Origin of the sequence: Streptomyces sp. SKN60 (assembly GCF_026236535.1) — a bacterium.
In the GTDB taxonomy this organism is placed as follows: Bacteria; Actinomycetota; Actinomycetes; order Streptomycetales; family Streptomycetaceae; genus Streptomyces.
On sequence record NZ_JAHTMW010000009.1, the window covers coordinates 1 to 13,185 of the forward strand.

The following is a 13,185-nucleotide window of genomic DNA, read 5'->3' on the forward strand; positions in this document are numbered from 1 at the left end:
GGGTCCAGGCGCAGGTGCGGAACGCGCCCGCATGGGCGCCGTCCCGTGTGCCCACCCGTCCCGCCCTGCGGGACGAATGCCCACACGGGGTGGGGCGAACGCCAGCACCGCGGTCGCCGGGTGCCCCGACTCCGGCACCACCCTCACCGCCGCCCTCCTCGCCGGGAACCGGCTCGCCCTCGCCCACGTGGGCGACTCCCGCGCGTACCTGCTCCGGGACGGCGCCCTGCGCCGGCTCACCCGGGACCACACCGTGGTCCAGGCCCTCGTCGACGCGGGCGAGCTCTCACCGGCGGAGGCCGCCGCCCGCCCGGACCGGGCCCTGCTCCTGAAGGCCCTCGACGGCGCGGACGTACCGCCGGAACCGCAGCTGGCCCTCCACGAACTCCGCCCGGGCGACCGCCTGCTCCTCTGCACGGACGGCCTCTCGGCCGTGATCCCGGAGCAGGAGCTCGCCCCCGCCCTCACCCGGGCCGCGGACCCGGCGGCCACCGCCCGTGACCTCGTCGCCCGCGCCCACGCCCTGGGCGCCCCGGACAACGTGGCGTGCGTCGTCGCCGACGCCGTGGACCGCGCCTAGTCCAGGCGCAGATCCGCCAGCCCCGCCAACTGCTGCTCGAACGGCACGACCTCGTCCTCCGCCGCCGCCCGTTCCGGTCGGCCCGCGATCAGTTCGGCGAACTCGGCGCCCGCCCGGTTGATGCGGTTCGGGAGGCCCTCGGTGTATTCGTCGCCGCCCGTGCCCCAGTCCTCCGAGGCCGCGTAGACGGCGGTCGGGGCGACGAAGGCGCGCAGGTACGCGAAGAGCGGGCGCAGGGCGTGGTCGAGGACGAGCGAGTGGCGGGCGGTGCCGCCGGTCGCGCCGAGCAGGACCGGGGTGCTGGTCAGGGCGGTCGGGTCGAGCAGGTCGAAGAAGGACTTGAACAGTCCGCTGTACGAGGCGGTGAAGACCGGGGTGACGGCGATGACCCCGTCCGCGCCGGTGACCTTGTCGAGCGTCTCCTGGAGCTTCTCGGAGGGGAAGCCCGTCACGAAGTTCTTCGCGATGTCGACCGCCAGGTCGCGCAGTTCGACCACCTCGACGTCGACGGCGTACTCCTGCTCGGCGAGCCGGTAGCGGGCGGCCTGGAGGAGCCGGTCGGCGAGCAGCCGTGTCGAGGACGGGCTGCTGAGGCCGGCGGAGACGGCGACCAGCTTCAACGTGCGCATGGCGGTCAGACCTCCTTGGTGGCGACGGCGGGGTGGAGCGGGGCGGTGGCGGGGACGTCGGCCGGGCGCAGGTTCTCGAACTCCTTGCGCAGCACCGGCACGACCTCCTCGCCGAGGATGTCGAGCTGCTCCAGGACGGTCTTCAGGGGCAGTCCGGCGTGGTCGATCAGGAACAGCTGGCGCTGGTAGTCGCCGACGTAGTCGCGGAAGGACAGGGTGCGTTCGATGACCTCCTGCGGCGAGCCGACGGTCAGCGGGGTCTCGCGGCTGAACTCCTCCAGGGACGGCCCGTGGCCGTAGACCGGCGCGTTGTCGAAGTACGGGCGGAACTCCCGTACCGCGTCCTGCGAGTTCTTCCGCATGAAGACCTGGCCGCCGAGGCCGACGATCGCCTGCTCGGGCGTGCCGTGCCCGTAGTGGGCGTAGCGCTGGCGGTAGAGCCGGATCATCTTCTCGGTGTGCTGCTTGGGCCAGAAGATGTGGTTGGCGAAGAAGCCGTCACCGTAGTAGGCCGCCTGCTCGGCGATCTCGGGCGAGCGGATGGAGCCGTGCCAGACGAACGGCGGGATGCCGTCGAGCGGGCGCGGGGTGGCCGTGAAGCCCTGCAGCGCGCTGCGGAACTTGCCCTCCCAGTCGACCACGTCCTCCCTCCACAGCTTGTGGAGCAGCGCGTAGTTCTCGATGGCGAGCGGGATGCCCTGGCGGATGTCCTGCCCGAACCACGGGTAGACCGGGCCGGTGTTGCCGCGGCCCATCATCAGGTCGACGCGGCCGTCGGCGAGGTGCTGCAGGGTCGCGTAGTCCTCGGCGATCTTCACCGGGTCGTTGGTGGTGATCAGGGTCGTGGAGGTGGAGAGGATCAGGTTCTCCGTGCGGGCCGCGATGTGCCCGAGGAGCGTGGTCGGGGAGGACGGCACGAACGGCGGGTTGTGGTGCTCGCCGGTCGCGAAGACGTCGAGTCCGACCTCCTCGGCCTTGAGCGCGATGGCGACGGTGTTCTTGATCCGCTCGTGCTCGGTGGGGGCGCGGCCGGTGGTGGGGTCGGTCGTCACGTCACCGACGGTGAAGATCCCGAACTGCATCGTGCTCACCTCTCGCGGGGTCCACTGCTGAACGCATTGGTTGAATCTTAAACTGTCTCGCTCAACGGCGCCACCCGCCGCCCTATTCCCCCGCAATTCACCCGTACTCTGGTGGGCATGGCGGACTTCGATCTGGAACGGTGGAAAGAGCGGGGCGTGATGCTCCGCGTCTTCGTCTACGTCTTCGTGACCCACGCCCTCGCCGGCTTCATCTGGCTGCTCTTCTACGTGGGCGAGCACGCCCCGAAGTGATCCGCGAGTGACCCACACCGCGTAGCGGCCGACCGGCAGGCCTCACGTAGAGTCGCCGACGTGAACGCTGCGACATCGGTGCCCGCCATATCGGTCGTCGGAATCGGCGCCGACGGCTGGGACGGGCTCCCCGAGGCCTCCCGCCGCATCCTCCGCGCCGCCGACGTCCTGATCGGCGGCCCCCGCCAGCTCGACCTGCTGCCGGCCGCCGACAGCGATGGCTGCCCTGGCGAACGCATCCCCTGGCCGAGCCCGCTGCGCCCCGCGATCCCCGGCCTGCTCGCCGCCCACGAGGGCCGCGCCGTCGCCGTCCTGGCCAGCGGGGACCCCATGTTCTACGGGATCGGGCGCACCCTCGCGGAGACCGTCGGCCCCGACCGGCTCCGCGTCCTGCCGCACCCGTCCTCCGTCTCGTACGCCTGCGCCCGCCTCGGATGGGCCCTGGAGCACACCGAGACGGTCTCGCTCGTCGCCCGCCCGCTCGACGCGCTCACCGCCGCGCTCCACGACGGGCGGCGGCTCCTCGTCCTCGGCGAAGGGCCCGAGAGCCCGGCGCGGGTCGCCGCGCTGCTGCGCGAGCGCGGCTGGGGCGGCACCTGGATCCGGGTCCTGGAGCAGCTCGGCGGCCCGGCCGAGCGGGTCCTCGACGGCACCGCCGCCGACTGGCCGTACGAGCGGACCGACGCCCTCCACGTCCTCGCGCTCGACTGCGTGCGCGACCCGGCCGCCACGGCCCCGCGGCTCGCCCTCACCCCCGGCCTGCCCGACGAGGCGTACGAGCACGACGGCCAGCTCACCAAGCGGTACGTGCGCGCCGCGACCCTCGCCGCGCTCGCGCCCGCGCCCGGCGAACTCCTCTGGGACGTCGGCGGCGGCTCCGGCTCCATCGGCATCGAGTGGATGCGGGCGCACCGCGCCTGCCGGGCCGTCGCCGTGGAGAAGTCGGAGCAGCGGGCGGGGCGGATCTCCCGCAACGCGGCCGCCCTCGGCGTACCGGGCCTGAAGGTCGTCACCGGCCCCGCGCCCGCCGCCCTCGCCGACCTTCCGGTCCCCGACGCGATCTTCGTCGGCGGCGGACTCACCGCCCCCGGCCTGCTCGACGCCTGCTGGGACGCGCTCCCGGCCGGCGGCCGGCTCGTCGCCAACACCGTGACCCTGGAGTCCGAGGCGCTGCTCGCTCAGTGGTACGGCCGCCACGGCGGCGAACTGATCCGGCTCGCGGTCGCCGCCGCCGTGCCGGTCGGCGGCTTCACCGGCTGGCGCCAGGCCATGCCGGTCACCCAGTGGTCCGTAACGAAGGGTTGTACAGAGGAATGACCGTCTACTTCATCGGCGCGGGCCCCGGCGCGGCCGACCTGATCACCCTGCGCGGCGCGCGGACCCTCGCGAAGTGCGGCGTCTGCCTCTACGCGGGCTCGCTCGTGCCGCGCGAGCTGCTCGCCGAGTGCCCGCCGGACGCGAAGCTCGTCGACACCGCGAACCTGGACCTCGACCGGATCGTCGCCGAGATCGCCGCCGCGCACGAGGCCGGCCAGGACGTGGCGCGGCTGCACTCCGGCGACCCGTCCGTGTTCAGCGCGATGGCCGAGCAGATGCGGCGCCTGGACGCGGCCGGCATCCCGTACGAGGTCGTGCCCGGCGTCCCCGCCTTCGCCGCCGCCGCGGCCGCGCTCAAGCGCGAACTGACCGTCCCGACCGTCGGCCAGACCGTCATCCTCACCCGCATCGCCCAGCAGGCCACCCCCATGCCGGACGGCGAGGACCTGGCGACCCTGGGCCGCAGCGGCGCGCTGCTCGTGCTGCACCTCGGCGCGCGGTACGTCGACCGGATCGTCGCCGAGCTCGTCCCGCACTACGGGACCGACTGCCCGGCCGCCGTCGTCGCCATGGCGTCCCGGCCGGACGAGGTGGTGCTGCGCGGCACCCTTGAGGACATCGCCGCCCAGGTGAAGGCGGCGGGCATCACCAAGACCGCCGTGATCGTCGTGGGCCGCACGCTGGCCGCCGCCGAGTTCCGCGACAGCCACCTCTACGACCCGGCCCGGGACCGCCACACCTGCTGAGGCGCGAGCGGCCCCCGCGGCCGGACGGACTCAGGCGTTCGGCCGCTTGCCGTGGTTCGCCTTCTTCTTCTTGCGGGCCCGCTTCTTGTTGCCGCGCTTCGCCATGGGACTCCCTCTCGGTACGTCGGTAGGGCACTGCCGTGGCCAGCCTAGGGTCGGGAGCGGGGGCCCGCATGCGGAATCGCCCGACTGTCAGTGCCGTGCGTTCTCATGTCCCCGTGACCGTCTACGACGTGGCCCGGGCGCTGCCGGGCATCGGGGAACTGCGCGACCACTGCCGGGGGCTCGCGATGCTGGAGGCCGTGCTGAGCCCGGAGTGGGCGGACCGGTACTACTCGTTCGCCGAGGACACCGCCCTGATGCGGGACGGGCAGGGTGACGAGTTCCGGATGGTCTTCTCGGCGGCGGGGGCGTACGCGGAGGGCTTCGCCCACGAGGCGCCGATGAGCCCCTGGGCGCGGACGGACGACCCGGAGGTCTGGCCCGGCGTCCTGGACTCCGTACCGGAGGCCTTCCGGCCGTACGTCTCCTCGCCCGAGGCCGGCGAGCCGGTGCCGGCCGTCACCGCCTGCCTCTGGCGCGAGCCCGCCGACCCCGCCTGGCGTACCGGCACCATCGACTTCCCGGCCCGGGGCGACGACGAGCCGGACGGCGCCGATCACCTCTTCGAGCTGCTCGTGGACCGCTCGGCGGAGGCGTACGCGGAGTGGGCCGCCGACTACTACGAGACGGAGGTCGACGTCGCGGCCGTCCGCCACGTCCTGGCGCTGGAGCCCCTGACGCAGGAGGTCGTCACGGCGCTCAACCCGGAGCTGGAGCTCGCGGACCTCGCCGAGGACATCGCGGAGATCGGCTACCCGTCGCTCAGGGACGTCGTCGACTGGCTGGAGGCGAAGTACGGGCCTCTCAGCGAGGCCGAACTGGCCGCAGGCCGCGCCGAACTCGCGGAGCTCGACGCCGAGCACGAGCGCCGCAGGGCGCTCAGGTCCGAGTAGCCGCCCACTCCGGTGCAAGGGCCGCCATCACCGTCGCGTCCACCCGCTCCCCCTCCCACAGCAGCGCCCCGCGCAGCACGCCCTCCGCGCGGAAGCCGGCCTTCTCGTAGGCCCGGCGCGCCCGCGGGTTGAAGGCATACACCTCGAGCGACACCCGGTAGAGGCCCACGGCCTCGAAGCCGTAGCCGACGATCAGCCGGGTCGCCTCGGTGCCGAGGCCGCGGCCGAGGGCGTCCGGGGCGAGGCAGATCCGGAAGTTGCAGCTCTCGTTGGCCTGGTCCCAGTCGTTCAGCACCACCTCACCGACCACCCGCCCCGTCGCCCGCTCCACCACCGCCAGGTCGAGCCGGTTGCTCTGCGCACCCCGCGACCCGTACCAGGCGCGCAGCGCGGACTCCTCGAAGTCGGCGTGGGAGCCGGTGAGCCGACCGATCTCGGGGTCCCGAAGCATCGGGAGGAGCGCGGGGACGTCGTCCTCGGTGACGGGGCGGAGCACGACGAGTTCGCCGGTGAGCGTGGGCTTGTGCGAGAAGTCGGTCGTCATGCGGGCATTGTCCGGAGCCGCCCGGCCGCCTGTCCCGCGGTTTTACGCATCGGGCGCGGCGCCCGGTCCCCTCACCTCCGAGCGGCCCACCACCGTGCCCGCCCGGTCGATGCAGATGACGTCGACCGCGACCGGGGCGCCGCGGAGGACGGTGAGGGCCTCGTCGCGGGCGCGGGCGGCGACGAGGTCGCCCAGGGGCACCCCGGCGGCCTCGCAGAGGCGGAGGGCGGCGAGGCCGGTGTTGGCGGTGGCGATCTCCGCGGCCAGGGGGTCGGACGCGCCGCCCGTGCGGGCGAGGGCGGCGAGGAAGGGCTTGTCGACCTGGGAGCGGGCCGAGTGGAGGTCGAGGTGGCCGGCGGCGAGCTTGGAGAGCTTGGCGAAGCCGCCGCAGATGGTCAGCCGGTCCACGGGGTGGCGCCGCACGTACTTGAGGACGGCGCCCGCGAAGTCGCCCATGTCGAGCAGGGCGATCTCCGGCAGGTGGTACAGCTCGGTGACCGTGCGTTCGGAGGTGGAGCCGGTGCAGCCGGCGACGTGGGTGAGGCCGCCGGCGCGCGCCACGTCCACGCCGCGCCGGATCGAGTCGATCCAGGCGGAGCAGGAGTAGGGCACGACGATGCCGGTGGTGCCGAGGATGGACAGTCCGCCGAGGATGCCGATCCGGGGGTTCCAGGTGGAGCGGGCGATCTCGGCGCCGTCGTCGACGGAGAGCGTGATCTCGACGTCGCCGGTGCCGCCGTGCCGGGCCGCGACCTCGGCCACGTGCTCGCGCATCATCTGGCGCGGGACCGGGTTGATGGCCGGTTCGCCGACCTCCAGGGGCAGGCCGGGCAGGGTGACCGTGCCGACCCCGGGACCCGCCCGGAAGACGACGCCGGAACCGGGCGGCAGGAGCCGTACCGTCGAGCGGATCAGCGCGCCGTGCGTGACGTCCGGGTCGTCGCCCGCGTCCTTCACCACGCCGGCGGTGGCCGAGTCCGCGCCGTCCAGGGACTCCACCGCCAGCGCGAACCCCGGCGTCTGGCCCTTCGGCAGCGTGATCGTCACCGGGTCCGGGAACTCGCCGGTGAGCAGCGCCGTGTACGCGGCGGTCGTCGCCGCCGTCGCACAGGCACCGGTCGTCCAGCCGGGCCGCAGACCGGTGTGCTTGAGTTGGGCCGCACGCCCGCCGGCACTCACGAACGGACCCCCAGGACTCGCATGCGGCCTCCCCTGCACGTACTCATTCTCGGCGGGACGACCGAGGCCCGCGCCCTGGCCGGGCTGCTGCACGACGACGTGCGCGTGACCAGCTCCCTCGCCGGGCGGGTCGCCGCGCCCCGGCTGCCCGCCGGGGAGGTCCGGATCGGCGGCTTCGGCGGCGCGGACGGGCTCGCCGCGTGGCTGCGCGAGCACTCCGTGGACGCGGTCATCGACGCCACCCATCCCTTCGCCGAGCGGATCAGTTTCAACGCGGCCGGGGCGGCCGCCACCGCCCATGTTCCCCTGCTGGCCCTGCGCCGTCCCGGCTGGGTCCCGGTGGCGGGGGACGCCTGGCACGAGGTGGACTCCCTGGAGGCCGCGGCCGCCGCCCTCGACGGGCTCGACAGCCGGTCCGACCGCGTCTTCCTCACCACCGGGCGGATGGGGCTCGCCGCCTTCGCCGACCGCCCCGAGTGGTTCCTCGTCCGCTCCGTCGACGCCCCCGAGGCCCCGATGCCGGCCCGCACCGAAGTCCTCCTGGACCGGGGCCCGTTCGGCCTCGACGGCGAGCGCGAGATCCTCGCCCGCCACCGCATCGACGTCCTCGTCACGAAGGACAGCGGCGGCGCCGCCACCGCCCCCAAGCTCCAGGCCGCCCGCGAGGCCGGCCTCCCGGTCGTCGTGGTCCGCCGTCCGCCCGTACCGCAGGGGGTCCCCACGGCAGCCACCCCCGAGGAAGCGGCGGCCTGGGTCCGGAAGGCCTGAGCGCGACAGACCAGGCCGGGCGGCCTTCAATGGAGAAATGAGCACCGCTCACCGGAGTACCGCTCGCCGGAGTACCGTTCGACGGCTTGCCACGGTCGGTCTCGCGGCCCTCCTCGGCGCCACCGCCCCCACCCTGGCCGGCGCCGCACCCGGCCCCACCCCGACCCCCACCCCGCCTCCACCGTCCCCGCCGCCGCCCCAGCCCCCGCCCCAGCTCGACGACGCGGACGTGAACCGGGCCGTCGGCCGGCTCGACGGGGTCGTGCGGGACGCGATGAAACGCACCGGCGTGCCCGGCGTCGCCATCGCCGTCGTCCACCAGGGCAAGGTCGTCCACCTCAAGGGCTACGGCGTGCGCAAGGCCGGCGAGCAGGCCGCCGTCGACGCCGACACCGTCTTCCAGCTCGCCTCCGTCTCGAAGCCGATCGCCTCGACGATCGTCGCCGGCGCCGTCGGCACCGACGGCTGGACCGAGCCCGTCGCCCCGCACGTGCCGGGCTTCGCCCTGAAGGACCCGTGGGTCACCTCCCACGTGACCGTCGAGGACCTCTTCTCGCACCGCAGCGGGCTCCCCGACCACGCCGGGGACCTCCTCGAAGACCTCGGCTACGACCGGGCGTACATCCTGTACCACCTGCGCTACGAGCCCCTCGCACCGTTCCGCGCGAGCTACGCCTACACCAACTTCGGCCTGACGGCGGCCGCCCAGGCCGTCGCCGACGAGAAGGGCGTGCCCTGGGAGAAGCTGGCCGACGACATCCTCTACAAGCCGGCCGGCATGGACGCCACCAGCTCCCGCTTCGCCGACTACGCGAACTCCTCCGACCGCGCCTGGGGCCACGTCCAGGTCGACGGCGCGTGGAAACCGGAGTTCGTCCGCGACCCCGACGCCCAGTCGCCGGCCGGCGGCGTCAGCTCCTCCGCCCGCGACATGGCGACCTGGCTGCGCCTCCAGCTCGCGAACGGCGAGCTCGACGGCCGGCGGATCGTCGACGCCGAGGCCCTGGAACGCACCCACTGGCCCGAGTCCGTCTCCAGCCCGCCGCACGCCCCCGCCGCCCGCACCGGCTTCTACGGACTGGGCTGGAACGTGAGTTACGACGACGAGGGCCGGCTCCGCCTCTCGCACACCGGCGCGTTCGCCTCGGGCGCGCACACCAACGTGACGATGCTGCCCGGCGAACAGCTCGGCATCGTCGTCCTCACCAACACCTCACCGGTCGGCGTCGCCGACGCCGTCGCCCTCGACTTCTTCGACATCGCGCAGACCGGCGAGATCAGCCGCGACTGGATCCCGCTCGTCGACGCGCTCTACCAGCAGGAGGCGGACGCGGGCCGGTCGAAGACCGACTACGCCCACCCGCCCGCCGACGCGGCCCCCGCGCAGGCCGCCGCCACCTACACGGGCCGCTTCGCCAACGCGTACTACGGCCCCGCCGAGGTCGTCGCCGCCCCCGACGGGACCCTGACGCTCCGCCTGGGGCCGAAGTCCCAGTCGTATCCGCTGACGCACTACGACGGCGACACGTTCAGCTTCGAGACCCGCGGCGAGAACGCCGTCGGCCGCACCGGGGTCACCTTCGCCTCGGACGGGAAGTCGTTCACCGTCGAGTACCTCGACACCGAGGGCCTGGGCACCTTCACCCGTAACGCCGCGGCGTCCAGGTGATCGTGCGGCCGTCCGCGCGCTCCGTGACCTGTGTCTGCGACGACCCGACGAGCAGCAGCGTGCGCATGTCGACCTCGGCGGGCTCCAGGCTCTTCAGGGTCAGGACGCGCACCGACTGCTCCGGGCCGCCGACGTCCCGCGCCACGACCACCGGGGTCTCCGGCGCGCGCAGTTCGAGCAGCAGCTCGCGGGCCGCGGCGACCTGGTGCGTACGGGACTTGGAGCCCGGGTTGTAGATCGCGAGGACCAGGTCGGCCTCGGCTGCGGCGCGCAGCCGGCCGGCGATGACGTCCCAGGGCTTGAGGCGGTCGGAGAGGGAGATGGTGGCGTAGTCGTGGCCGAGCGGGGCGCCCGCGGCGGCGGCCGCGGCGTTCGCGGCGGTCACCCCCGGGAGGACCCGTACGGGCACGTCGGCGTAGCGCTCCTCCGCCGCGATCTCCAGGACGGCCGTGGCCATCGCGAAGACGCCCGGGTCGCCGCCCGACACGACGGCGACGCGCCGCCCGCGCCGGGCCAGGTCGAGGGCGAACTCGGCGCGCTCCGACTCGACCTTGTTGTCGGAGCCGTGGCGGCGCTGCGAGGCGCGCAGGACCGGGACGCGGTCGAGGTAGGTGGTGTAGCCGACGAGGTCGTCGGCGTTGACGAGCGCGCCGCGCGACTCGGGGGTCAGCCAGGGCGCCCCGGCGGGTCCGGTGCCGACGACCACGACCTCGCCCTGCTCCCGTACGGGTGCCTGCTGGTCGATACGGGAGGGCAGCACGGCCACCGAGAAGTACGGGACCGACTCCGGGTCGATGTCGGTGAGTCGCCCGGTGCGCTCGCCCGCCATGAACGCCCGCTCCACGTACCGCGCGTCGTCGATCCGCCCGGCCCGCTCCAGGGCCCGCTTCACGGTCGGGAAGGTGCGGCCGAGCTTCATCACGACGGCCGAGTCGGTGCCCGCGAGCCGGGCCGTCAGCTCGTCCTCCGGCAGCGTGCCGGGGACGATCGTCAGCACCTCCTCGGCCTCGCACAGCGGCTCGCCGAGCCGCGCCGCGGCGGCGCTCACGGACGTCACGCCGGGGATGACGGTGGTGTCGTAACGGTCCGCGAGCCGCTTGTGCATGTGCTGGTACGAGCCGTAGAACAGCGGGTCGCCCTCGGCGAGTACGGCGACGGTGCGGCCGGCGTCGAGGTGCGCGGCGAGCCGGGCCGCGGCCTCCTCGTAGAAGTCGTCGAGCGCGCCCCGGTAGCCGCCGGGGTGGTCGGTGGTCTCCACGGTGAGCGGGTACATCAGCCGCTCCTCGACGTGGTCCTCGCGGATGTGCTCGGCGGCGATGGAGCGCGCGATGGACCGGCCGTGGCGGGCCGAGTGGTAGGCGATGACGTCGGCGCCGGCGATGGCCTTCACGGCGGCGACGGTCATCAGGTTCGGGTCGCCGGGGCCGAGCCCGACCCCGTACAGCTTGCCCTTGGCCACCTGGATGTCGCTCACTTCTGGATCTCCGCTTCGTGCGCGAGGGCGTTGAGCGCGGCCGCCGTCATGGCGCTGCCGCCGCGCCGGCCGCGGACCACCAGGTACTCCAGGCCGAGGGTGTTGGCGGCGAGCGCGTCCTTGGACTCGGCGGCGCCGATGAAGCCGACCGGGATGCCGAGCACGGCCGCCGGCTTCCCGGCGCCCTTCGCGATCATCTCCAGGAGGTGGAAGAGCGCGGTCGGCGCGTTGCCGATGGCCACGACGGAGCCCTCCAGGCGGTCCCGCCACAGCTCCATGGCGGCGGCCGAGCGGGTGGTGCCGAGCTCGGCGGCGAGCCCCGGCACGGCCGGGTCGGAGAGGGTGCACAGCACGTCGTTGTCGGCGGGCAGCCGCTTGCGGGTGACGCCGCTGGCGACCATCTGCGCGTCGCACAGGATCGGCGCGCCGGCGCGCAGCGCGGCGCGGGCGGCGGCGACCACGCCGGGGGAGTACGCGAGGTCCCGGACGAGGTCGGTCATGCCGCACGCGTGGATCATGCGCACCGCGACGGTGGCGACGTCGTCGGGCAGCCCCGCGAGGTCCGCCTCGGCGCGGATCGTGGCAAAGGACCGGCGGTAGATCTCCGCCCCGTCCTTCTCGTACTCGAACATCGTGTCGCTCTCGCTCATCTCGTGGTGGTGCGGGCCGTGGCTATGGCTTCGTGGAGGGAGGTACGGGGGGTGGGCGCGCCGTTCACCAGGTAGGCGCCGTCGCCGGTGGTTCCGGTGGCGCCCGTCGCGAGGACGTCGACCCACGTGCCGTGGGGGTGGCCGCAGCGGCGCTCGCACCCGGAGAAGTGCACGGGCAGCGGGCCGGCGGGCGCGCGGACGGCCTCCGCCCGTACGTCGGCGAGGGACTTGGCACAGCCGGGCCGCCCGGTGCAGGCGGTCACGCCGACGGCGGGGGCGTCGGGGGCGGTGACGAGCCCGTGCGCGGCGAGCTCCGCCGGAGTGGCCGTGGGTTCGGCGAGGACCACTCCGCGCCAGGGCGTGAGCCGGACCTCGGCGGCCGGGAGCAGGGCCCGCGCCTGGGCGGCGGTGAGCCGGCCGAGCGGCGCGAGCACATGCAGGGCGTCGGCGCCGAGCGGCCCGGGGGCGAGCGGCGCGGCCTGCGGGGTCTGTGGATCTTGTACGGGCTTCGCGGCGATCCCGGCGGCGCTCAGGGCGGCGGCGAGCTCCGGCGCGTACCCCTCGGGCAGCTCGCGCACCCGCCAGGCACCGTTTCCGGCCGCCTCGGCGGTGTCGAGGAAGGCGAGCGCGACGGCGAGCGCGGCGCGCGGCGCGTCGGCGCCGGAGACCCGGAGGGTCTGCCCGGCGCACCGGATCAGCGCGGCCCCGCCCTCCGCTGATCCCGCCGCTGATCCCTCCGCTGCGAGCAAGGTCACATCCCCGCCGAGCCCGGCGACGTCCCCGCGCCCGTCGTCCAGGACGAACAGGAACCGCCCCGAAAGCGCCGCGGCGCGCGGCGTCGCACACAGCAGCCCGTCGAGCTCCCGCACCCACAACTGCACGTCCCCGTGCCCGAGTCCGTCAAGGCCGGCGGCCGGCGAGGCGACCAGATTCCGCACCCGTTCGTGCGTCTCGGACGGCAACAGCCCGCCCCGCCGCAGCCGCGCGGCCAGCTCCGCGCCGCACCCGTCCCCGAGCCCTCGCAGCTCGGCGTTCCCGCGCGAGGTGATCCCGATCCCGCCGTCGCCCAGTTCCTCGGCGGCCGCGGCCAGCACCTCGACCTGATGGTCCGTCAACCTCCCGCCGGGCAGCCGGAGTCGGGCGAGGAACCCGTCATCGGCGCGATGCAGACGCAGCGCCCCGGGGCAGGCGTCACCGCGGTCCCGTATGAGAGGTTCGTCCTGTCCGGGTCGTCCGGACGAGGTGTGTCGGCTGGCGGGCATGGCGGCGAGCATACCCACGCGTTTCCCGCCCCCACCCT

The 13,185-nt window shown here is 74.3% G+C and carries 15 protein-coding genes; 7 read left to right on the plus strand and 8 right to left on the minus strand.

The window, feature by feature from the left end:
• Positions 1-76 precede the first annotated feature (76 nt).
• Complete coding sequence (locus KV205_RS16330; RefSeq protein ID WP_265865103.1) at positions 77-580, plus strand: PP2C family serine/threonine-protein phosphatase; 504 nt, start codon at positions 77-79, stop codon at positions 578-580.
• Here the strand turns inward: KV205_RS16330 and KV205_RS16335 are convergent.
• Positions 577-1,218 carry an FMN reductase gene (locus KV205_RS16335; protein ID WP_374214684.1) on the minus strand — a complete coding sequence of 214 codons (642 nt, stop codon included), beginning with the start codon at positions 1,216-1,218 and terminating at the stop codon, positions 577-579. The two genes, KV205_RS16330 and KV205_RS16335, sit on opposite strands and share 4 nt — an antisense overlap.
• On the minus strand, positions 1,215-2,291 hold the full coding sequence (locus KV205_RS16340) for an LLM class flavin-dependent oxidoreductase (RefSeq protein WP_265865105.1): 1,077 nt from the start codon (positions 2,289-2,291) through the stop codon (positions 1,215-1,217). The genes KV205_RS16335 and KV205_RS16340 overlap by 4 nt, the downstream gene beginning before the upstream one ends.
• 117 nt (positions 2,292-2,408) lie before the next feature.
• Between KV205_RS16340 and KV205_RS16345 the strand changes: the two genes are divergently transcribed.
• From KV205_RS16345 to cobM, 3 genes are read left to right on the plus strand one after another with little or no spacing between them, the layout of a single operon-like run.
• Positions 2,409-2,543 carry a DUF6126 family protein gene (locus KV205_RS16345; RefSeq protein ID WP_265865106.1) on the plus strand — a complete coding sequence of 45 codons (135 nt, stop codon included), beginning with the start codon at positions 2,409-2,411 and terminating at the stop codon, positions 2,541-2,543.
• A 60-nt stretch (positions 2,544-2,603) separates the two neighbouring features.
• Entirely contained in the window at positions 2,604-3,860 is a 1,257-nt protein-coding gene (cbiE, locus tag KV205_RS16350; protein ID WP_265865107.1) for a precorrin-6y C5,15-methyltransferase (decarboxylating) subunit CbiE, read from the plus strand.
• A complete protein-coding gene (gene cobM, locus KV205_RS16355) occupies positions 3,857-4,606 on the plus strand; it encodes a precorrin-4 C(11)-methyltransferase (RefSeq protein WP_265865108.1) in 750 nt (249 codons plus the stop codon). The genes cbiE and cobM overlap by 4 nt, the downstream gene beginning before the upstream one ends.
• A gap of 30 nt (positions 4,607-4,636) precedes the next feature.
• Here cobM and KV205_RS36550 read toward each other — a convergent pair whose 3' ends face one another.
• Entirely contained in the window at positions 4,637-4,711 is a 75-nt protein-coding gene (locus KV205_RS36550; protein WP_099895366.1) for a 50S ribosomal protein bL37, read from the minus strand.
• A 113-nt stretch (positions 4,712-4,824) separates the two neighbouring features.
• Here KV205_RS36550 and KV205_RS16360 point away from each other — a divergent pair, with 113 nt between their 5' ends.
• Positions 4,825-5,601, plus strand: a complete 777-nt coding sequence (locus KV205_RS16360) for a hypothetical protein (RefSeq protein ID WP_308404085.1) — start codon at positions 4,825-4,827, stop codon at positions 5,599-5,601.
• Here KV205_RS16360 and KV205_RS16365 read toward each other — a convergent pair.
• Both KV205_RS16365 and KV205_RS16370 read right to left on the minus strand, forming a co-directional pair.
• Positions 5,588-6,145 carry a GNAT family N-acetyltransferase gene (locus tag KV205_RS16365; RefSeq protein WP_265865109.1) on the minus strand — a complete coding sequence of 186 codons (558 nt, stop codon included), beginning with the start codon at positions 6,143-6,145 and terminating at the stop codon, positions 5,588-5,590. The genes KV205_RS16360 and KV205_RS16365 overlap by 14 nt on opposite strands.
• 42 nt (positions 6,146-6,187) lie before the next feature.
• Entirely contained in the window at positions 6,188-7,324 is a 1,137-nt protein-coding gene (locus KV205_RS16370) for a cobalt-precorrin-5B (C(1))-methyltransferase (protein ID WP_265865110.1), read from the minus strand.
• Positions 7,325-7,357: 33 nt separating this feature from the next.
• Here KV205_RS16370 and KV205_RS16375 point away from each other — a divergent pair, with 33 nt between their 5' ends.
• A complete protein-coding gene (locus KV205_RS16375) occupies positions 7,358-8,092 on the plus strand; it encodes a cobalt-precorrin-6A reductase (RefSeq protein WP_265865378.1) in 735 nt (244 codons plus the stop codon).
• Between the two features lie 37 nt (positions 8,093-8,129).
• Positions 8,130-9,761, plus strand: coding sequence for a serine hydrolase (locus KV205_RS16380; RefSeq protein WP_265865111.1), 1,632 nt, complete (start codon positions 8,130-8,132; stop codon positions 9,759-9,761).
• Here the strand turns inward: KV205_RS16380 and cobJ are convergent.
• The 3 genes from cobJ to KV205_RS16395 form a co-directional block, all read right to left on the minus strand.
• Positions 9,733-11,166: a precorrin-3B C(17)-methyltransferase gene (cobJ, locus tag KV205_RS16385; protein ID WP_370416790.1), complete on the minus strand. Its 1,434-nt coding sequence runs from the start codon at positions 11,164-11,166 to the stop codon at positions 9,733-9,735. The genes KV205_RS16380 and cobJ overlap by 29 nt on opposite strands.
• 65 nt (positions 11,167-11,231) lie before the next feature.
• Positions 11,232-11,885: a precorrin-8X methylmutase gene (locus KV205_RS16390; protein WP_265865113.1), complete on the minus strand. Its 654-nt coding sequence runs from the start codon at positions 11,883-11,885 to the stop codon at positions 11,232-11,234.
• Positions 11,882-13,159, minus strand: coding sequence for a cobalamin biosynthesis protein CobG (locus KV205_RS16395; protein ID WP_265865379.1), 1,278 nt, complete (start codon positions 13,157-13,159; stop codon positions 11,882-11,884). Before KV205_RS16395 ends, KV205_RS16390 begins: the two co-directional genes overlap by 4 nt.
• Positions 13,160-13,185: the final 26 nt, after the last annotated feature.